20 protein-coding genes are annotated in these 19,718 nt (G+C 77.7%); 8 read left to right on the top strand and 12 right to left on the bottom strand.

Annotated elements, in window-relative coordinates:
* Positions 1-123 precede the first annotated feature (123 nt).
* Both NT8_RS08315 and NT8_RS08310 read left to right on the top strand, forming a co-directional pair.
* Positions 124-1,035: a GNAT family N-acetyltransferase gene (locus NT8_RS08315; RefSeq protein ID WP_067965974.1), complete on the top strand. Its 912-nt coding sequence runs from the start codon at positions 124-126 to the stop codon at positions 1,033-1,035.
* On the top strand, positions 1,032-2,171 hold the full coding sequence (locus NT8_RS08310; protein ID WP_084468751.1) for a CPBP family glutamic-type intramembrane protease: 1,140 nt from the start codon (positions 1,032-1,034) through the stop codon (positions 2,169-2,171). Before NT8_RS08315 ends, NT8_RS08310 begins: the two co-directional genes overlap by 4 nt.
* Here NT8_RS08310 and NT8_RS08305 read toward each other — a convergent pair.
* The 10 genes from NT8_RS08305 to NT8_RS08265 form a co-directional block, all read right to left on the bottom strand.
* Positions 2,125-3,372: a DNA glycosylase AlkZ-like family protein gene (locus tag NT8_RS08305; RefSeq protein WP_217999117.1), complete on the bottom strand. Its 1,248-nt coding sequence runs from the start codon at positions 3,370-3,372 to the stop codon at positions 2,125-2,127. The two genes, NT8_RS08310 and NT8_RS08305, sit on opposite strands and share 47 nt — an antisense overlap.
* 130 nt (positions 3,373-3,502) lie before the next feature.
* Complete coding sequence (locus NT8_RS08300) at positions 3,503-4,102, bottom strand: tetratricopeptide repeat protein (RefSeq protein ID WP_169805200.1); 600 nt, start codon at positions 4,100-4,102, stop codon at positions 3,503-3,505.
* Positions 4,103-4,495: 393 nt separating this feature from the next.
* Positions 4,496-5,392, bottom strand: a complete 897-nt coding sequence (locus NT8_RS30725; RefSeq protein WP_067965969.1) for an alpha/beta hydrolase fold domain-containing protein — start codon at positions 5,390-5,392, stop codon at positions 4,496-4,498.
* A gap of 856 nt (positions 5,393-6,248) precedes the next feature.
* Entirely contained in the window at positions 6,249-6,974 is a 726-nt protein-coding gene (locus tag NT8_RS08290; protein ID WP_067965967.1) for a class I SAM-dependent methyltransferase, read from the bottom strand.
* Between the two features lie 155 nt (positions 6,975-7,129).
* Complete coding sequence (locus tag NT8_RS08285) at positions 7,130-8,302, bottom strand: methyltransferase domain-containing protein (RefSeq protein WP_084468750.1); 1,173 nt, start codon at positions 8,300-8,302, stop codon at positions 7,130-7,132.
* Positions 8,299-8,442 (bottom strand): hypothetical protein, encoded by a 144-nt coding sequence (locus NT8_RS29230; protein WP_157515605.1) that lies wholly within the window; start codon positions 8,440-8,442, stop codon positions 8,299-8,301. Before NT8_RS29230 ends, NT8_RS08285 begins: the two co-directional genes overlap by 4 nt.
* Before the next feature lie 194 nt (positions 8,443-8,636).
* The gene (locus tag NT8_RS08280) at positions 8,637-9,329 is read right to left on the bottom strand and encodes a haloacid dehalogenase type II (protein ID WP_067965965.1); all 693 of its coding nucleotides are present in this window, start codon (positions 9,327-9,329) and stop codon (positions 8,637-8,639) included.
* 181 nt (positions 9,330-9,510) lie between these two features.
* Positions 9,511-9,984: a DUF6194 family protein gene (locus tag NT8_RS08275; protein WP_067965963.1), complete on the bottom strand. Its 474-nt coding sequence runs from the start codon at positions 9,982-9,984 to the stop codon at positions 9,511-9,513.
* Positions 9,985-10,105: 121 nt separating this feature from the next.
* Positions 10,106-11,143, bottom strand: coding sequence for a helix-turn-helix transcriptional regulator (locus NT8_RS08270; RefSeq protein ID WP_084468749.1), 1,038 nt, complete (start codon positions 11,141-11,143; stop codon positions 10,106-10,108).
* Between the two features lie 71 nt (positions 11,144-11,214).
* On the bottom strand, positions 11,215-12,138 hold the full coding sequence (locus NT8_RS08265) for an NAD(P)-dependent oxidoreductase (protein WP_245646083.1): 924 nt from the start codon (positions 12,136-12,138) through the stop codon (positions 11,215-11,217).
* A gap of 148 nt (positions 12,139-12,286) precedes the next feature.
* On the opposite strand from NT8_RS08265, the gene NT8_RS08260 reads away from it, so the two are divergent.
* The 4 genes from NT8_RS08260 (at position 12,287) to NT8_RS08245 (ending at position 16,424) form a co-directional block, all read left to right on the top strand.
* Positions 12,287-12,616 carry a winged helix-turn-helix transcriptional regulator gene (locus NT8_RS08260; RefSeq protein ID WP_067965960.1) on the top strand — a complete coding sequence of 110 codons (330 nt, stop codon included), beginning with the start codon at positions 12,287-12,289 and terminating at the stop codon, positions 12,614-12,616.
* A 140-nt stretch (positions 12,617-12,756) separates the two neighbouring features.
* Complete coding sequence (locus NT8_RS08255) at positions 12,757-14,136, top strand: FAD-binding oxidoreductase (protein WP_067965958.1); 1,380 nt, start codon at positions 12,757-12,759, stop codon at positions 14,134-14,136.
* Between the two features lie 130 nt (positions 14,137-14,266).
* On the top strand, positions 14,267-15,526 hold the full coding sequence (locus tag NT8_RS08250) for a carotenoid oxygenase family protein (protein WP_067965956.1): 1,260 nt from the start codon (positions 14,267-14,269) through the stop codon (positions 15,524-15,526).
* A 19-nt stretch (positions 15,527-15,545) separates the two neighbouring features.
* A complete protein-coding gene (locus tag NT8_RS08245; RefSeq protein WP_067965954.1) occupies positions 15,546-16,424 on the top strand; it encodes a TetR/AcrR family transcriptional regulator C-terminal domain-containing protein in 879 nt (292 codons plus the stop codon).
* Here NT8_RS08245 and NT8_RS08240 read toward each other — a convergent pair.
* Both NT8_RS08240 and NT8_RS08235 read right to left on the bottom strand, forming a co-directional pair.
* Complete coding sequence (locus NT8_RS08240) at positions 16,402-16,872, bottom strand: nuclear transport factor 2 family protein (protein ID WP_067965953.1); 471 nt, start codon at positions 16,870-16,872, stop codon at positions 16,402-16,404. The two genes, NT8_RS08245 and NT8_RS08240, sit on opposite strands and share 23 nt — an antisense overlap.
* A gap of 101 nt (positions 16,873-16,973) precedes the next feature.
* Positions 16,974-17,639 (bottom strand): hypothetical protein, encoded by a 666-nt coding sequence (locus NT8_RS08235; RefSeq protein WP_067965951.1) that lies wholly within the window; start codon positions 17,637-17,639, stop codon positions 16,974-16,976.
* A 364-nt stretch (positions 17,640-18,003) separates the two neighbouring features.
* Here NT8_RS08235 and NT8_RS08230 point away from each other — a divergent pair, with 364 nt between their 5' ends.
* Together NT8_RS08230 and NT8_RS08225 are read left to right on the top strand one after the other, a co-directional pair.
* Entirely contained in the window at positions 18,004-18,477 is a 474-nt protein-coding gene (locus NT8_RS08230) for a hypothetical protein (protein WP_067965949.1), read from the top strand.
* A gap of 434 nt (positions 18,478-18,911) precedes the next feature.
* Complete coding sequence (locus NT8_RS08225) at positions 18,912-19,709, top strand: phytanoyl-CoA dioxygenase family protein (RefSeq protein WP_067965978.1); 798 nt, start codon at positions 18,912-18,914, stop codon at positions 19,707-19,709.
* Positions 19,710-19,718: the final 9 nt, after the last annotated feature.

The raw sequence follows: 19,718 nt of genomic DNA, 5'->3' as shown, positions 1-19,718 counted from the left end.
CCCCCCCCTCCGAGCGCGCGGCGCCCGCCCCGCCCGGGCCGTCGCGCTCGGAGGGGCGGGGCGTCACCGGGCGGCGGGGGAAAACCGGTGGCGGTGCGGGCGGTTCTCGGTCAGGATCGGCGCATGGACGCGCCGATACCACGCCCCTACTCCGGACCGGCCGACCTGCGGCGCATGCAGGACCTCGTCTCCCGGGTGTGGTCGCACGCCGCCCACTGGCACATCGGGGACCTGGCCTGGCAGCGGTCCCAGCACGCCGGGCGCGAGGCCGAGTGGCGCACCGCGCTGTGGGAGGACGGCGGCGCGGTGGCCGCGTGGGCGTGGATGTTCGGCGGCGAGGAGCTGTTCCTGGTGGTCGACCCGGCGCGGCCCGAGCTGGCCGACGCGGCCCTGGCCTGGTCGGCGCGCACGGCCGACGACCCCGCGCGGATGACGGTCACCGTGCTCGACCGCGAGGCGCACCTGATCGCGGCCCTGGACCGCGCCGGCCTCGTCCGCGCCCCGGACCCGGTGCACGCCGTCTACATGCGGCGCGGCCTGGCCGACCTCCCGGAGGTGGAGGTCCCCGAGGGGTTCCGGGTGCGGGCCGTGCGCGGCGTCCACGAGGCGGCGGCGCGGGCACAGGTGCACCAGGCCGCCTGGCGGCCCTCGCGGGTGACCGCCGACAGCTTCCGCGAGGTGATGGCGGCGTGGCCCTACCGCGCCGACCTCGACCTCGTCGCCGAGGCCCCGGACGGCTCGTTCGCGGCCTCCTGCCTGATCTGGTTCGACGAGCGCACCGGGGTCGGGGAGCTGGAGCCGGTCGGCACCGACCCGCGGTGGCGCCGCCGGGGCCTGGCGCGGGCGGTCTGCCTGGCGGCGCTGCACGCGCTGCGCGGCGCGGGCGGTACGGAGGCCGTCGTCTACCCGGTGGTCGGGATCGAGCGCGCGGCGGCCGCCGCTCCGCTCTACACCTCCCTCGGCTTCACCCCCTACGCCCGCTCCCTCACCTACACCCCGCGCCCGGACTCCGGTCGAGGAGGAGACGACCGGTGAACCCGGCGACTGACCGGCAAACGTCGAGTCACCCGCACTCCGGAGGGGAGTGCGCCGAGGTCGCCGAGGGGGCGGCGACGCTGGTGCGCGACTCCCGCAACCGCGACCTCGGCGTGCCCGACGTCTCCCCCGGTGCGTGGGTGGTGTTCGTCGCGGGGCTCGACCGGCTCCGACGTCGCGGGGGCGGGCCGGTGTCCCTCCAAGGGACCACGGGCGGTTCGTCCGTGAAGGGGATGCCGGGCCGGGTCCGGGGCCGCGAGCATGGCGCCATGTCGATCTCCCAACTCCCCTGGCCGTCCAAGGCCCTGCTCGTGGGCGGGGCGGCCGTCTTCGCCGGGGCCTACGGGTGGCTGCTCGCCACCGGTCACACCGCGGTGACCGCCTCCTCCGACCCCGGCGCCTCTGCCACGCCCCTCGTGGCGGTCGTCGTCCCGGTCGCGGCCGCGATGCTGCTGGCGCGGCTGGTCGCGCCGCGCGCCGAGGTGCCCCTGCCCCTGGCCGACCTCGACCGGACCCGGCTGCGGCGCGAGACCCTGGCCGTGCTGGCGGCGGTCGTCCTGTTCCCCGCCGCCGTGGTCGCCGTCGGCAACGGGCCCTGGTACGCCCTGCTCAAGGTCGCGATCCTGCTGCTGGTCCCCCTCGCGGCGTTCCGGCTGCTGCGCGGCGGCGGCCCCCGCTCGCGGGCCGTCCCCGCTCCGGTGACCTGGCTCGCCCCGCTGCCCGCCGTGCTGGCGTGGTTGCTGCTCTCCCAGTTCGGCCCGCTGGCCACGCCCCTCACCCAGGAACTGCCCGGCCCCGTGCTCCTGGCCGTCATGTCGCTGGTGACCGCCCTGACCGCCGGGGTGCTGGAGGAGGTGGTCTACCGGGGCTGGCTGCAGACCCGGTTGGAGGTGCTGGTCGGCCGCTGGCCCGCGATCCTCGCCTCGTCGCTGCTGTTCGCCGCCATGCACACCAGCCACCTGCTCGACGGCGACCCGGCACTCGGGCTCGCGACGATCATCGCCTTCCAGGGCGTGTTCGGCCTGATGCAGGGCTACCTGTGGGCCCGGTACCGCAACATCTGGGCGCTGATCGCGATCCACGTCGCGGTCAACCTCGTCTACCTCGACCTGCTGAACGGCGCCCTGTTCGGGTGAGCGGGCCGGCCCGGCCGCCGGTCAGGCGTGGCCGCCCACGGCCACCGGCCCGAACGCCAGCCGCAGGGTGCCGCCGTGGAAGCGGGCGAGCCGGTCCGCCTGCTCCTCCACCCCGGCGCGCAGCGCGCGGTCGACCCCGCCCAGCGCCTCCACGGTGACGTCCAGGCGCCGACCGGAGCGGCGCAGGTGCAACCACGCCCGCCACCACGCCGTCCACCAGCAGCACGGGGAAGTTGCCCGCCTGCCCCCGGTTCAGGGCGCGTTCGGCGGCGCGGCCCGGGAAGACGAGGGCGCGCGGGTGGGAGCCCACGCCGTAGGCGTCGAAGTAGGGCAGCAGCCGCACGCCGCGCGGCGGGGCGTCGCCGTCGCCCGCTGCGGCGGCGTCGGCGGGCAGCCAGGCGGTCTCCCCGGCGAGGGCGACCGGCCGCACCCGGTCGCCGAGCGCGGCGATGGTGCGGGCCGCCCACGTGGCCGGCACGCCCAGCCACCGGCCGACGTGGGCGGCGGTGGCCGGCCCGTAGGAGTGCAGGTAGTCGTGCACGAGGGCGGCGGCCGCCTCGGCGGCGGGGGCGGGGGTGAACCCGGGAAGCCACCGGCGGGGGTGGGTGTAGGTGGTCGTGCGTCCCCGGTCGGCGCCGAAGCACAGGACGCCGCGGTGGGCGGCCGCGGTGGTCGCCTGCCGCCAGCGGGGCCACATGCCCTGGAAGGCGGGCATGACCTCCTCGGCCGCCCACGCCCCGGCGCGTTCGGCGATGGCGTCGGTGAGTTCGTCGACGGTGAGGTCGGCGTCGGCCAGCGCGTCGTCGATGGCGGCGATGACCGCCTCGGTCTGGTCGGCGCCCATGCGGACGCCCGCGCCGAACCGGCCGGCGGTGGACGGGGCGCCGCCCAGGGCGCCGGTCCACATCGGCAGGTCGCGGGCGGGCAGCAGGTGGACGGTGCCGCGCGGGCCGAAGGTCTTGACCAGGGTGCGGTCGGTCCACAGGGCCGCGCGGACGTCGTCGCGGACGGCTCCCGCGACGCGCATGACGACCGACCACTCCGCCGCCGACAGCACCTGGGCGTGGACGCCGCACATCGCGGCGGCGGCGTCGGCGGGGGTGGCGTGGCGGGTGGTGTCGGTGAGGCCGTGGCGGCGCAGGCGGCGGGCGAGGACGGTGCCGGCGTCGACGGCGGGTGCGCTGGCGGCGGTGAGGGGCACGGCGGGGCTCCTGGCGTGGGGCGGGACGCCGGCGCGGGTCCTGCGCGCGGCGGTGCCCCGAGGGTAGGAGGCGATGCGGACGGGTCCTGTCCTCGCCGGGCGGGGTGGGGCGGGCGGCCCGGGGGGCGGGTCAGTCGCCGTCGGGGGGTTCGCGCAGCAGGGCGGCGCGGAGGTGGCGGTTGACCTCGCGTACGCGGTGGAGGTCCCCGCTGCGGCGGGCGGCGGCGCGGGCGTCGGTGAGGGCGGCGACGGCCTCCTCCACCCGGCCCAGGTCGAGCAGCACGCCCCCGAGGTGGACCCCGGCGTGCGCCTGCGGGAGGTCGCGGCCCAGCGCGCGGTGGAGGTCGCGCACGGCGGTGTACTCGGCGGCGGCCTCCTCGGCCCGGCCCTCCTGGGAGAGGAGCAGGCCCAGGTGGAAGCGGGCCGTGATCTCGCCGTCGGTCAGGTCCTCCCGGACGCACATGTCGCGGGTGGAGGTGAAGAGGGCGATCGCCTCGCCCGTGCGGCCGAGCCCGTCCAGGCACAGCGCCGTGCCGTTCAGGGACTGGGCGTGGCCGGGCCGGTCGCCGGACCGGTCGGTGAGGTCGCGGGCGGTGGCGTGGGTGTCGAGGGCGAGCGCGTAGCGTCCGCGCATGGCGAGGGCGGCCCCCAGGCCGTTCAGCGCCGCCGCCTCCTCGGAGGGGTCGCCGGCCGATCGGGCGATCCGCCGCGCCGCGGTGTGCGCCCGCACCGCCGAGGTGGACCACTTCCGCCGGAGGCCCGCCCTGCCGTACGCGTTCAGGAACCGTGCCGCACCCCGCCGGTACAACGCCCGCTGCTCCGCCGTCATGGCGGATCGATGCCCCGCGGCGGCGCGGGCGCAGCGCCGTCGGGGTGGCGGGAAGCGGACATGCCCGCCCGGGTGGCCGGATCGGGACCGCGGCCGGTCCGGACGCGTGCGTCCGCGCTGGCCGGGGCTTGCGGGGGCCGACGCGCGGGTGGCCGCGGGGGTGGTCGGCCGCTTCCGGCCGCGGCGCGCCGGGCGCGCCGCGGCGGGCGTCCTCGGCGACGGTCGGCGGGTGGGTCCGGGGCGGTGCGGGGCGCCCGCCCGGCGGCGCCGGGCGGGCGGTCCGCAGGGGCGCGGCTACCCGGTGGGGGCGGCCGTCCGCGCGGTCCAGCGGGTGAGGCGCTCCAGGAAGACGGTCCCGGTGGGGCGCATGGCGGTGTCGGGGGCCAGCACGGCGGCGTGGAAGGCGTGCGGCATGTCGTCGTAGACGTCCAGGTCGACGGGGGTGCCCGCCGCTGCGGCCGCTGCGGCGAACCGCCGGATCTGCTCGAACAGGATCTCGTCGCCGCCCACGGCCAGCAGCAGCGGGCACAGCCCGGCCAGGTCCCCGTACATCGGGGACTGGGGGGCGCGGTCGGGGCGCGCGCCCGCGAGGTACTGCTCGGCCATGGCGCCCATGGCGGCGGGGGCGAGGGAGTCGCGCCCGGGGGCGGTCTCCGTGCCGTTGTCGGCGAGGTCGGTCGGCGGGGAGACCGCGACCGCGGCCCCGGGCAGCGGGTCGCCGGCCGCCGCCAGGACCAGCAGGGCCGACAGCACCAGGGTGGCCCCGGCCGACTCGCCGACGGCCACGATGCGCTCGGCGGGCACCCCGTGGGCGAGCAGGCCGCGGTGGACCGCGACGACGTCGTCCACGGCCGCCGGGAACGGGTGCGCGGGCGCCAGGCGGTAGTCGGGGGCGAAGCAGGGCCGCCCCGTGGCGCGGGCGATGCGGTGGGCCATCACCAGCTCGAACGTGGGGTTGCTGAAGGCGAACCCGCCGCCGTGCACGTAGACGGTGGCCCCGGCGGTGCGGACGTCGGCGGCGGCGCCCTCGGAGACCCAGGTGCCGGGGGTGCCGCCGACCCCGCCGCCGGGCAGCGCCGGGGCGGTGTCGGCGCCGGGGTCCAGGCGCGGCGGGTCGGCGAACATGGCCTGGAGGTGGTCGCGGACGGCAGCGCCCTCGCCGGGCGCCGCGGGGATACGGGTGTGCTGCACGTGGTCCTCTCCCCCGGCCGGAGCCGGGGCGGTGTGATGGGCGCGCGCGGGCGCGCAGGGGCGGAGCGGTGGGTGGTGGGGTCGGGGCAGGACGCGGGCGCCGTGCCCGGGCGGCGGCCGCGCGCGGGGAGAGCGGCCGGCGCCGCCCGCCGCCCGAGCGCGGCTCCGACGAGGCGGCCGGGCCGTCGGCTCCGTCGTGCGCGCGGCGCGCTGCGGCCGGTGGGCGGGCAGGCCGCGCGTCCGGGGCGGGGCGGCGACGGTGGTGGTACCGCGTCGGCCCCGTTGCGGTCCCGCGCCGGGTGCGGGCCGGCGACGGCGGGCAGGCCGGTGGGAGCCGGGGTCCCGGCGGGTGAGGCGGGTTGCGGCGCCGAGGTGCGGCCGGGCGAGGTCGCCGTACGGCCGCCGGCGCACGTCCATCGACGGGGCGCCGCCGACCGGGATCGGGCCGTGCGGCGGGGAAAGGCGTGCCAACGTGTTCCCGTGGTACCGCGCCTCCATGCCCTCGGCGTTCTCCGGGCCGGGTGCACTGCGACGCTGCGCCGGATTCCACCAGATCGGCGCCCCCGCGTCAACCGGCCGGTGCGCGGACCCCCCGGCGCGGCGCCGCCCGAGGACGGTGCGGGCGGGGGTGCCGCGAGCGGTCGGGGGTCGGGCCGAGGTGCGGCGGGCCGCGCGCCCTGCGGGCCGGTCGGTTCGGGCTGCGGCGGGTGCGGGTCCGTCACCATCAGCGCTCCGGTTCACCCCCTCCCGGGGGTACGGCGTCTCGGTCCGGCGGGGCGTCTCGGGAGCGTCCCGTCCTCGTCCGGGTCGGCCGGCCCCGGGGTCGCCGGTGGCGCGGGTGGTCGGGGGTCGGGGGTCAGGGGCGGCGCGCCAGGAAGACGAACTCCCGCCCGGGCCGGTCGGGGGCGTCGCGGACCTCCTCGACCGCGAAGCCGTGCGCGGCCAGGTCGTCCTCGACCTCGCGCCGTTCGCGGAAGCGCAGCGTCGAGTCCGACGTCAGCACGCCGCCGTCCGCGCCGAAGACGTAGGTCCAGCGGAACGACACCAGCGGACCGTCCACCTCGGTCACCCGGCACCAGCTCGTGACGGGGCCGACGCCGGGGATGTCCACCACCCGGTGGGTGCGTTCGCGGGTCCACTCCCGCCAGGCGCGCCGGGCGGGGACGCGGGTCTCGAAGACCAGGCGCCCGCCGGGCCGCAGCGCCGCGTAGGCGCTCCGCAGGGTGGCCGCCCACGCCCGGGGGTCGGTGATGGCCTGGGCGACGTTCGCCGTCATCGTCGCGAGGTCGGCCCGCATCGGCGGGACGGCGGAGGCGTCGCCGCGGATCCAGCGCACGCGCTCGGCGCCCGGTTTGGCGCGGGCGACGTCGATGGAGGCGTGGGCGGGGTCGACGCCGACGACCTCGATGCCGCGCTCGGCCAGCTGGAGGGCGAACACCCCGGTACCGCAGCCGATGTCCAGCACGCGGCGGGCCGCGGTCTCCTCGGCGATGCGGAGGTAGGCGTCGAGGTCCCCGCGGTCGGGGTCGAGGGGGTCGTAGACCGCGGCGAGCCGCGGATGTCCGAAGCAGTCGTCGACCATGCGGCCGACCCTATGCTGGGCCGTCCGGGCACGGCCACGGGTTTCTCCGCGGGGCCGCCCCGGCGGCGTGCCGCGCCCCTGCCCCCGGACGCCCGGTGGCGGGCGCCCCGGCCGCGTCCGGTGGGCACTGCCGTCGACGGTCACCGCTGCGCAGGTCAGGTGCGCGGGGACAGGACGCGGTCCGGGGCGTCGACCCACAGGCGGTGCTCACCCGAGGACGTCACCGTCAGCCCCAACCGGTCGCGGCCCGGGCGCCCCGCCTCCTCCCACACCGCCCGCGCCGCCGCGACCTCCCCCCACAGGTCCCGAGGACCGCACCGCAGGGCCTCGAACGGACCCCCTGACGGCACGTACTCCGCCAGCGCCCACGACCCCGCCCGATCGAACAGGTACACCGTCGCCTCACCGGCGGACGCCGGGTCGTCCTCGGGGGCCTCCTCCGGGCCCACCGCCAGGTCCGGCACCAGATGGCCCAGCACCACACCCCATCCGGGGTCGCGGTCGGTCACCACCCGGGGGTTCACCGCGACCGGCCCGGCGATGGCGGCGGGATCGCCGGCGTCCACGTGTTCGGGCCACCTCGACGGCGCCCTGCGCTGGTCCCGGAGCCACATGAACGCGGCGTCGCCGATCAGCCGCCCGCCGGCACCGCCGTCACCGGCGGCGGTCAGGCGCAGCAGCGCCGCACTCGTGGTGCCCGGGCCCCAGGGGGTGACGATCACGCCGCCCGGTGCGGTCTGGGTGATCCAGGCGGGCGGGATACGGCGGGCGGCGACCGTCGCGATGACCCGGTCGAAGGGCCCGCCGACCTCGCGGGCGCCGTCGCCCACGACCAGGCGCGGGGCGAACCCGGCGGCGGCCAGGTTCTTCGCCGCCCCCGCGGCGACGGCGGGGTCGATCTCCACCGACACCACGTTCGCGTCGCCCAGGCGGGCGCACAGCAGGGCGGCGTTGTAGCCGGTGCCGGTGCCGATCTCCAGCACCCGCATACCGTCCCGGACGTCGAGGGCCTGGAGCATGGCCACGACCAGCGACGGCTGGGAGATGCTGGAGGTGGGGAGGAGTCCGCGCCCGTCCGCCCCCGCCGGGCGGCCGTCGTCCACCTGGGTCACCAGCGCGTAGTCGTCGTCGGCCCACCGGCGGTAGTCGGGGTCGTCGCGGGTGATGGGCCGGTCCCACCCCGGGTGCTCGGGGTCGGGCACCCAGACGGTCGGGGGGATGAACGCCCGGCGGTCGACCGCCAGGAGCGCGCGGTGCCATGCCGTGTCCTGGACCACGCCGCGCCGGGTGAGGACGCGGGCCAGGCGCAGGCCGGGAGGGTGCGTCACTGGCCGGGCCGGGTGCCGTCGCCGCCCTGCTCGGGCATGGGCTCCCCACTGCCGTGCCCCGCCCCGGGCCGCTGCCCGTCGCGGTCGGACCCGGGGTTGGCGTCGGTGGGCTTGTCGGGGTCGCCGTGCTTGCCGGCCATGGGTGCTCCTCGGGTGCGGGGCGGGTCGGGTGCGGGATCGACGGTAACCGGCCGGACCCGCGCTGTCAGCCGATCCGGCCGGTCACGGCCACCGGACGGTCGGCGCCGCCGACCTGGTCACCCGGTCGGTGGTGTGCGCCGCACCCCGCGCGGGGCGGACACCGGGCGTCCGCCCCGGCGCCCGGGCGCGGGTGTCAGGGGGCGCCGAGGCGGGTGGCGAGGTCGTCCAGGCTCGTCGCGTACAGGTCGAACGCGTCCGCCTCGGTGGGCGGGTCGCCCACGGGGCGCTGGACGTAGGCGGTGCGCATGCCGACGGCCTGGGCGGCCCGGAGGTCCCAGGCGTGGGCGGCGACCATGAGCAGGCGTTCCGGCGGGCGGCCCGCGTTGGTGACGGCCAGCCGGTAGACGTCGGCGTGCGGCTTGTAGCCGCGCGCGTCCTCGGCCGAGAGCACCTGGTGCCAGCGCAGCCCCGCGTGCGCGCTGATGCGGGTGAGGGCGGTGCCGGCGGCGTTGGACAGGCCGATCACCGGGAACCGCGCGGCCAGCCGGTCCAGGGCGCGGACCGAGTCGGGCCAGGGGTCCAGCCGCTGCCCGGCGGCCGCCAGGGAGCGGATGGCGTCGGCGTCGTCGACGCCGGCCTCGGCGGCGACGCGGGTCGCCGCCTCTAGGTCGATGACGGTGCTGTCGGAGTAGGGGCGGTGCCCGGCGAGGATCTCGCGCTGCCGTTGGTCGACGTGGCGCTGCCACACCTGGACGAGGGCGTCGGTCCGGGCGTCGTCGGCGTCGGGGACCAGGGCCCGGACGCCGCGGCGGATGCCGCCGGGTTCGTCGACCATCGTCCCGAGGATGTCGAAGACGAGCCCGTCGATGGCGGGGGGTGGGGTCATGGGAGGTGCTCCTAGCCGTCGGTGTCCGCGCCGGGCGGGACGGGCGGCGACACGGGGTCGACGCCCGTCCGGGCCCGGGGTGAGCCTAGTGGGCGCGGATGCCGCTGGGGCCCCTGGTTCCGCTGCCGGCCGGGCGGCTCCCGGAGTACCAGGGGCCCCTGGTGCCCGGTGGTGCGGGCGGCTACCGGGGGCGCTGGGGTCGGCGGGCGGCGCGGGTGTAGGCGCCCTCGATGAGGGGGCGGACGCGGTCCGCCGTCGCGGGGCCCGGGTTGAGGACGGCGACCCAGCCCTGCACCGCGTACAGCGGGTGCGGCAGGATGCGGTCGGCCGCGGTGTGGTCGACGCCGTCCCGGTGGTCGTCGTAGGCGGCGGGCGGGTAGCCGAGGAGCTCGGTGAACACCGCGCGGCCGACGGCGATGTTGAGGCGCCACACGCCGGGGCGGTCCAGGTCCGAGGCGGTGTCCCAGCCCGGGTAGTCGCTGCGGACGATGGTGGCGAACGGCAGCCGGCCGTCGCGGGGGATGACGCCGTCGGGGTTGTGGAACAGGAATGTGTCGCCCCACGCCGGCTCGGGGTCGCCGGCCTCCTCGCTCGCGACGTGCACGACCACGTCGGGCAGGGTGGCGGCGAAGGCGGTGATCTCGTCCTCGGTCACGTCAGGGGTCCTTTCCGGGGCGGACCTGCGCCGCCCTCGGCTTCAAGTGTTCCATTGAAACCCTTTGTGAGGAGTGGACGTCGATCTCCCCAGGTGGGCGCGGTGGGGGCCGGATTTATCCTCAAGTCGGGCGTGATGCCGGACCGGCGGACGGCCGCGCCGCGCGCGCCGGTCCGGCGGCTCGGCCCCGGGTGTAGAGGGCGGCGGTCTCGGCGGCGACGGCGGCGATCTCGGTGCGGGCCTCGGGCGGGCCGAGGACCTCCACGTGGTCGCCGAACTGCAGGAGCTGGCGCACCGCCCGCACGTCCGGGTAGCCGAGGCGCACGGCCGACCAGGCGCCACCGGGTTCCGGCTCCGGCGGGCCGGTGAGGAACGCGCCGACGATGCGTACGAACAGGTCGACGCGGTCGCGGCGCACCCGCGCCCGCACGACGACGGCCGGGGGCCGGTCCTCGACGCCGCGCCGCAGCCGCTCCCAGGCGTCGGCCAGTTCCACGCCGGCGCGGCGCCGGACCGGGGCGTCGGTCACGGTGGCCGACGCGATCCGGTCGGCCCGGAACAGGCGTTCGCGGCGCCGGTGGTCGGCCACCAGGTACCAGACGCCGGCCTTGGCGACGAGCCCGTAGGGGTCGACGGTGTAGCCGACCGGCCGCTGCGTGCCGCTGTGCCGGTAGCGCAGGCGCAGGCGCCGGTCGGTGAAGACGGCGGTGTGCAGGGCGTCGACGCCGGTGCCACCGCCGTCGTCGGTGCCGCCGGTGCGCGCCATCCACCGGTCGGGGTCGACCAGGACGCGGCGGCGGGTGAGGTCGGCGGCGGGCCGGTGGGCGGCGGGCAGCGCCGCCATGACCTTGCGCAGCGCGGAGGCGTGGGCGCCGCCCAGGCCCAGGGCGGTGTGGGCGCCTTGGGCGGCGAGGACGAACAGGGCGCGCGCCTCGTCGGCGGTCAGCCCGGTGACGTCGGTGCGGAACCCGGGCAGCAGGGAGATGCCGCCGTGGCGCCCCCGTTCGGCGTAGACGGGGACGCCCGCGGCCGACAGCGCCTCGACGTCGCGCAGGATGGTGCGGGTGGACACCTCCAGGCGGGCGGCGAGTTCGGGCGCCGGGACCCGCCCGCGGGTCTGGAGCAGCAGCAGGATCGCCAGCAGGCGGTCGAATTTCACGTCTCCAGCATGCCCGCGGGCGCGGCCCCGGGCCGACCGGGCCGCGCGGGCGGCCCGGTCGCGGGGGCGGGTCAGGCCGCCGCGCGCGGCCCGCGCAGGACCTCGGTCAGCGCGGAGACGCTGTGGCCGCCGTGCCCGGCCGCGGCGGCCCGCTCCAGCAGGTCGTTCAGCGGGGCGGCCCAGGCGGTGTCGACGCCGGTCTCGGCGGTCAGCTCCGCGTCGTGGGCGGCGCCCGCGCGGAACAGGTCCACCGTGGAGGCGGCGTCGGTGTAGTCGCCGCTGTCGATCTCGGCGGCGTAGACGGGCAGCAGGGCGGAGATCATGTCAAGCCACTTGCCGGCGAACCGCACCATGGTGCGGGCCTGGAGGCCGCGGGCCTGGAGCGCGGCGGCGCCCTGGAAGAAGCCGGTGAGGGCGGGCAGCAGCATGGCGCCCACCGCCATCTCGTACAGGGCGGCGAGGTCGGCCTCGTCGCCGAGGTGGACGGTGTCGCCGCCCAGGACCCGCAGGTCGGCCGCGTGGGCGTCGAACACGGTGCGGTCGCCGCTGTAGTACAGCAGGGTGTCCGGTGCGCCGACGGCGGAGGGCACGTTCTTGACGGCGCCGGCGAGGAACCGGGCGCCGTTGCCGGCGGCCCAGGCGGCCATCGCGCGGGCGCCGGCCGGCGACCCGCTGTTCAGGGTGACCAGGGCGCGCCCGGCCAGGTCGTGCGCCGCCGGCTCCAGGGCCCGGCGGGTGTCCTCGAAGGTGGTCAGGCAGGTGACGACCAGCGGGGCGGCCGCGACCGCCTCGCGCACCGTCGGGGCGTGGCGCGCGCCCTTGGCCGCCAGTGGCGCCGCGCGGCCCGGTGTGCGGTTCCAGACGGTCGTGGGGTGCCCGGCGGCGAGGAACGCCTCGGCGAGGGCGCTCCCCATGGCGCCCAGGCCGAGGACGGTGACGGGGGTGCGGTCGGCGGCGGTCATGGCGGGACTCCAGTCGTCGGTGGGTGGGCGCACGCCGGGGCGGAGGGTGCCGGGGGCGGGGGTGTCGGCCCGGGCCGGGGGCCTCGCGGGCGGTGCCCGACTCATGCTGGTCGTCCGCGCACATATCTTCAAGTACCTACATTTTTGTCGGGTACCGACACTTCTGTTCGTGGGAGCCGTGATGCCGAAACGCGAGTACACCTGCGGCCTCGACGCCGCGATCGCCGTCATGGGCGGGAAGTGGAAGGGGTTGATCCTGTTCAACCTCGGCGAGGGGCCGCTGCGCTTCGGCGAGCTGCGGCGGGCGGTGGCGGGGATCAGCGAACGGGTGCTGATCCTGCAGCTCCGCGAGATGGAGGCCAGCGGTCTCCTCCACCGCGAGGTCCACCCCCAGGTGCCACCGAAGGTGGAGTACTCGCTGACCCCGTTCGGCCGCTCGCTCAACACCGCCCTGGCCCCGTTGGGCGCGTGGGGCGAGGAGCACATGGACCGCATCACGGCCCTGCCCTGACCCGCACCGCGCCGGCGGCGGACGGGGGGCGCGGATCTCCGGAGAACATGACGGCGGATGTCGTGTTTACGCGGCAGGGTGCGGTGCGCGGGCGGTGGCCGACCCGTCCGCGCACCGTACGACCGGAGGAACCCACACCCATGACCACCCCGACCTCTCCGCACGCCGCGCTGGCCGCCCACGTCGCCGGCCGGGTGCACCTGCCCGGCGACGACGGCTACGACACCGCCCGCAGCGGCTTCCAGGCGGCGTTCGCGCACGCGCCCGGCGCCGTCGTCGCCGCGGCCGGGCCCGGTGACGTGCGCACGGCGGTCGCCCACGCCGCCGAACACGGCCTGCCGGTGGCCGTGCAGGCCACCGGCCACGGCCTGGCCACGCCCCTCGACGGGGGCGTGCTCGTCACCACCGGCGCCATGGCCGGGGTCGCCGTCGACCCCGCCGCGCGCACCGCCCGCGTCGGCGCGGGCACCCGGTGGGCCGACGTGGTCGCGGCGGCCGCCCGCTACGGCCTGGCCCCGCTCAGCGGCTCCTCGCCCACGGTGGGCGCGGTCGGCTACACCCTCGGCGGCGGCCTGGGCCTGCTCGCCCGCACCCACGGCTACGCCGCCGACCACGTGCGCGCCCTGGAGGTCGTCACCGCCGACGCCCGGCCGCGCCGCGTCACCGCCGCCGACGACCCCGACCTGTTCTGGGCGCTGCGCGGCGGGCCCCTGCGCCTCGCCGCGGTCACCGCGATGGAGATCGGCCTGGTGCCCGTCGAGCGCGTCTACGGCGGGGAGCTGGTCTTCACCGAGCACCACCTCGACGCCCTGCTCCCGGCCTACCTGGAGTGGGCCGCCACCGCGCCGGAGGAGGTGACGACGTCGCTGGGCCTGCTGCGCTACCCCGACATCCCGCAGCTGCCCGAGGAGGTGCGCGGCCGCTACCTCGTCCACCTGCGGGTCACCGCCACCACCGACGCCGAACAGGGCGCGCGGCTGCTCGCCCCGCTGCGCGCGCTGGGGCCCGTCCGCGACACGGTCGCGGACCTGGCGTTCGCCGATTCGGAGCGCATCTACGCCGACCCCGCCGAGCCGCACGGCTACGACGCCGACAACAGCCTGCTCACCACCCTGGACGCCGGGCGGCTGCGCGCCGTGCTGCAGGAGGCCGGCCCCTCCGCCCCGCTGATGTGCGTGGTGGGGCTGCGCCACCTCGGGGGCGCGCTCGCCCGCCCGGCCGAGCACGGCGCGGCGGTGGGCCACCGCGGCGCCGCCTGGCTGCTCCAGGTGCTGTCGCCGGTGGAGGGCCCCGACCCGGCCGCGGTGCGCGGGCTGCACGGGCGGGCGCTGGCGCCCGTGCGCGACGCGGCGGTGGGCCGCGCCCCCAACTTCCTGTTCGGCGACCACCCGGCCGACACCGACCGCCCCTGGTCCACCCCCGGGGACGCCCGCCGCCTGGCCCGCGTCAAGGCCGACCGCGACCCCGACGACCTGTTCCGCTCCGCCGCCGCGTGGCGGGGCGCCGCCACCGGCGGCTGAGGGCACCCGGCGCCGGGCGGTCCCGCCCACCCCGGGCGGGGCCGCCCCGGCCACCCGCTGCACTAGTGCACAGCGCGGAGATTCGCCCGCCGACCCCGAGAACGAAGGCGTGCGCGCGTACGTTGTCCACATGAGATACCTGGAAGGGGCGTTCGCGCCCGTCACCGAAGAGGTCACCGCCTACGACCTCCCCGTCACCGGGCGGATCCCGGCCGAACTCAACGGGCGCTACCTGCGCAACGGGCCCAACGCCCTGGGCGTGGAGGACCCCGCCACCCACATCTGGGGCATGGGGCAGGGCATGGTCCACGGGGTGCGGCTGCGCGAGGGCCGGGCCGAGTGGTACCGCAACCGGTTCGTGCGCACCTCCGGTCACGCGCCCATGATCAACGTGGTCCGGCACGCCCGGCGGACCTTCGCCCTGGCCGAGGGCGGCCTGCCGCCCGCCGAACTCGACGACCTGCTCGACACCGTCGGGCCGTGCGACCTGGGCGCCACCCCCGAGGGCTTCACGGCGGGCGCGCACTCCAAGCACGACCCGCTCACCGGCGAACTGCACTCGCTCGCCTACATGATGGGCCGCGCCGAGGTGCAGTACATCGTGACCGGCCCGGACGGCCGCGTCGTCCGCACCTCCCTCATCCCGCTGTCGCGCTCGCCGTTCCTGCACGACTTCGCGCTCACCGAGGACCACGTGGTGCTGTGGGACACGCCGCTCGGCTTCGACGGGTTCGAGTGCCGGTGGCTGCCGGGGCACCCGACCCGGGTCGGGGTCATGCCGCGCGTCGGCGGTGCGGTGCGCTGGAGCGAGATCGACCCGGTGCACGTCAGCCACACCCTCAACGCCTACGACGACGGCGACGCGGTCGTGGTCGACCTCGTCACCGCCGAGGGCCCCTTCGACCCCGCCGATCCCGGCGCGGTCCGCCCCGTTCTGGACCGCTGGACGATCGGCCCGGACGGGGTCGACCAGCGCCGCGTCGACGACCGGCCGCAGGACTTCCCGCGCGTCAACGAGGCGCGCGCCACGCGCCGCCACCGCTACGGCTACTCGGCCGCGACCGACCTGTACGGCATCCCGTTCGTCCCCGAAGGCGCGCCGGCCGACGGCGCCTTCACCAACGCGCTGGTCAAGCACGACCTGGAGCGCGGCACGGCCGAGGTGCACGCGTTCGGCCGGGGCCAGTCCGTCGGGGAGGCCGTGTTCGCCGCAGCGGGCGCGGAGGAGGACGACGGCTACCTGCTCGGCTACGTGCACGACCCCGAGCGCGGCGCCGGCGACCTGGTGATCCTCGCGGCCCGGGACTTCACCGGCGAGCCCGTCGCCCGCGTGCACCTGCCGGCCCGGGTGCCGCTGGGCCTGCACGGCAACTGGCTGCCCGACCACTGAGGCGTGGCACCATGGCGCCGTGAACGACGCCCGACCGCCCTACCTGAGGATCGCCGCCGACATCGAGCGGCGCATCGCCCGCGGCGAACTGGCACCCGGTGACCCGGTGCCCACCACCCGGGCCATCGTGCGCGAGTGGGGCGTCGCCATGGCGACGGCCACCAAGGCGCTGGCCGCGCTCAAGCAGGCGGGCGCCATCGAGTCGGCGCCCCGGGTCGGCGCCGTCGTCGCCCGGCGCCGACTGCCCGCCCGGTCGGCCGGGGGCCTCGAACGCGACCGGGTCGTGCGCACGGCCATGGAGATCGCCGACACCGACGGCCTGGCCGCCCTGTCCATGCGGGCGGTGGCGGCCCGGCTGGAGGTGGCCACCATGGCCCTCTACCGGCACCTGGAGGGCAAGGGCGAGCTCACACAGCTGATCGCCGACGCCGCCTTCGCCGAGATCGACTACCCGGAGCCGCCGCCGGGGTGGCGCTCCCACCTGCGCGTCGCGGCGCGGCTGCAGTGGGAGGTCTACCAGCGCCACCCCTGGCTGCCCCGGCTGGTGTCCATCACCCGCCCGGCCACCCTGCCGGGGCAGCTGGCGTACGGGCTGTGGACGCTGCGCGCGCTCGACGGGCTCGGCCTGGACCCGACGACGCGCCTGCACGTCTACGCGACGATGGTCAACTACGTGCGGGGGACGGCGGTGAACATCGAGAGCGAGGCCCGGGCCGAGCTGGACACGGGGATGACCAGCGCGCAGTGGACCACGGCCCGGCTCGCCGTCGACGGCCCGCTGATCGCGCAGGTCACCGAACCGGGGACCGAACTCGACCTGGAGTCGCTGTTCGCCTTCGGCCTGGAGCGCCTGCTCGACGGGCTGACCACCGTGGTCACCCCCCGGCGGCCCCGCTGACCGGCCCGTCCGCCGGGGCGGCGCAGGCGCGGGCGATGGCGGCGGTGTCCCAGTAGAACGGGTGGACCTCGGTGATGCGCCCGTCGGCGACGGTGATCGTCTGCAGGAGGGGGAAGTCCAGCGCGCGCCCGGTGGCGCGGGAGCGGGCGCTGATGCGGGTGCGGACGACCGCGGTCGCCCCGGTGGCGAGGAACTCCTGCTCGCGCATCTCGAACTCCGCCCAGGTCCGGCTCATCGCGAGGAAGAACCGCTCCAGGCCGGCGTGGCCGCGCCACTGCCCGCCGTAGGGCAGGGCGTCGGCCTGGTGCAGCACCACGTCGGGCGAGAAGTAGGGGGCGAGCAGGTCGAAGGAGGCGGTGCCGGGCCCGCCGGCGGCCAGGTAGGCGGCCTCGGCCGCGTACATGCCGGTGAGGACGGTGGTGGAGTCGGTCGTGGAGGTCGTCGTCATGGCGCACAGCCTGCCCGGCGCCGGCCCGCCGCGCTGGCGGGAACCCGCCCCTCAGCTGGGACCGCGCTGCCGAATCCCGGGGCCCGGCCGCCGGCCGGCCGTCACTCCCCCTGCGCCGCGGAGTCCAGCAGCCAGTTGTAGCGCAGGCGCAGCGCGCGCTCCGTGCTGGCCGCCGCGGCCCCGAGGGCGAGCCCGATGTTGAGCCAGACCGGCAGCTGGACGGGCGAGGTGAACGTGCCGAAGCGCTCCGCCACGGGGGGAACGAGGGTGGCCGTCTCGATCAGCTGCGGGACGAGCAGGAGCGCGGGGACGACGAGCAGGATCAGCGAGCAGAGGCCGATGGCGCCGCTGAGCACGGGGTGCTCGCGCTCCAGGCGCGCGCGCCGCCCTTCGGCCGAGCGCCGGTCCGGGAGGAGCCGGTGCTCGGCTCCCCCGGCGGTGACGTAGTGGCAGCGCTTGAGGCCGAAGGCCGACAGCGCGACGTCGATCGTGCCGCCCGGGACGGGGAAGGCGGCGGGCAGCGGCGACTCGGCGTGGTGCCGGCCGTCGCGGTACAGGTGGGCCCTGCCCTTGCCGTCCTCGGAGAAGAACCGCTGCGCGTAGCGCACGTCGACGGCGTAGACCACCTGCCGGCCGTCTCCGTCGGGCAGCGGGAGGTAGAACAGGACGCGGGAGAACGGCTGCCACCAGCGGAAGGGCCGCAGCGCGCGGCCGTTCCCGGGTGTGATCCGCCGCGCGGCCCGGTGCCGCCGCCATTCCTCGAACATCCCGGTCTCCCCGTCGTCGCGTCCCGCCCCGCCCCGGCGCCGCCGCACCGCCCTCGCGCGCGGCGGGGCCGGCGGCGGAGGGGCGGCGGTCGTCGCCCGGGGGCCTGCTCCGAACCTAGGCCGCATCCGGGCGGTGACGTAGTGTCACCCGTCACGGCTCCGCCCCGCGCCCCGCACGGGGCGGCCATGACGGATGTCATGCGCGGACGCCCGCGCCCGGTCGCGGGGGTGGAGGCGGGGTGGCCGGGTGCGGCCATGGGGGGAGCGCGGTCCGGGCCGGGCGCGGCACCATGCACGGTGACGGACGCGGCCCGCCCGGTGCCCCGGTGCGCCGGCCGCACCCCTTCGACGGCGACGAGGCACCATGACCGCACGCGCTCCCCGGCGTTCCGCCCTGGCCGCCCTCGCGGCGGCGGCCGTCGCGGCCGGCTGCTCCGGCGGCCCCGCCGCCGACCCGGCCGGCCCCGGTTCCGCGCCCGACTCCCCCGCCGCGCCGCCCTCCGCCACCGCGTCGGAGGCGACCGCGGCCGCGTCCCCCGGGGCGCCCGGCCCCGCCGACGGCACCGACCTGGACGCCTGCGCCGACGCCGACTGCGAGGTCGCCGTCCGCACCGGCGACGAGATCGCCCTGGACGGCCGGCACGGCCTGGACGGCCTGGTCGTCGAGGAGGCCGGACCCGAGGGCATCGAGGTCTCGGGGTACGGCCCCGGCATCTCGGTGGGCACCGGCCACGAGGGCCCGCTGGAGGAGGAGTCGGTCGGCCGGCTCAACGACGTCGTGGTGACCTTCGTGGCCCTGACCGACGAGGGCGCGGTCCTGCGCCTGTCCCCCGCCTGACCGCCGCCGCCCCCGACCGCTGGGGGCGGCGGCTCCGCGCGCCCGGCGCCGCACCGCCGCGCCGCACCGCCGCGGCCGCCCCGGGCGGGTGCCCGGGGCCATAACCTCTCGGACGGGCGCCGCGCCCGGCCCCCCGGCGGTGAAACCGCTGGTCCACCACCCGACCTCGGCCGGTATGCGGGGGTGCGGCCGACCGGGTGCGCAGCGGGCCTGCCGCATCCGGCCACGTGCGCCTGCGTGTCTGGACTCGCTCGCGCACCGCTGGTTACCGTCCATACCAGTCCGGCCCCGCTACGTGATCGCGGGGCGGCCGTCCCGGCGCCCACCGGCACGGACACCGCCCCCGTCCTCCGCCGCACCGGCCGCGCGGACGCACCGCGCACTCCGCCACCGACACGTGTCCACCACGCGGAACAGATGGGGTGACGCTGGAGATGCGACCCTTCCCCGAGGACGAGGACGACGGCACCGCCGCGGCGCGGCGCCGGTTCACCGATTCGGGCTACCTGGTCCTGCCGGGCCTGCTGCCCGAGGCGCTGGTGCGCCGCCTGGAACCCGAGGTGGACCGGTGGGTCGACGACGGGCTGCGGGCGCGCTCGATCGCGAGCAGCCTCGACCCCGACACCCACGGCGCGCCGCCGCTGCTGGAGCTGGAGCTGCCGGCGCACGGCGAACTGCTGGCGTTCCCGCCGCTGCTGACGCTGCTGGACGACCTGCTGGGCTGCCCTTTCGTGTTCCACCACATGCACAGCGACCGGCACGGCCCCGGGTCGGCGGGCAAGCCGTGGCACCACGACTACGAGCCCAACGCGGGCGCCGACGCCTCGCTGGTCATGGTGCACGCCCTGCACTACCTCGGCGGGCTGACCACCGAGATGGGCCGCCTGGTGGTGCTGCCGGGGTCGCACCGGGAGGCGGCCGGCAAGACCGCGCGCGCCCACCTGGGCACCGCCGAGATCCCCGGCGAGGCCGTCATCGACCGGCTGCCGCCCGGGTCGACCGTGCTGATCAACTCGGCGCTGTTCCACGCCCGCCGCCCCACCCCCGGCCGGCCGGGGCGGCCGCGGTACTTCGTCGACGCCTCGTACTGCCAGACGGGCGCCCGGTGGCGGCCCGTGAAACCCTACTGGCGGCACATGCTCGCCCGTGCGCGCGAGCTCGACCTCGGCGGCGGCCGCTGGCCGGAGCTGTTCGCCGAGCGGCACTTCACCGAGTACGCCGCCACGGCGTAGGGGGACCGC

The organism is Nocardiopsis trehalosi NBRC 14201 (assembly GCF_001552555.1).
GTDB classification, from domain to species: domain Bacteria; phylum Actinomycetota; class Actinomycetes; order Streptosporangiales; family Streptosporangiaceae; genus Nocardiopsis_B; species Nocardiopsis_B trehalosi.
Note: the sequence above shows the minus strand (reverse complement) of the source record. Positions and strands in the feature narration are given on the sequence as shown.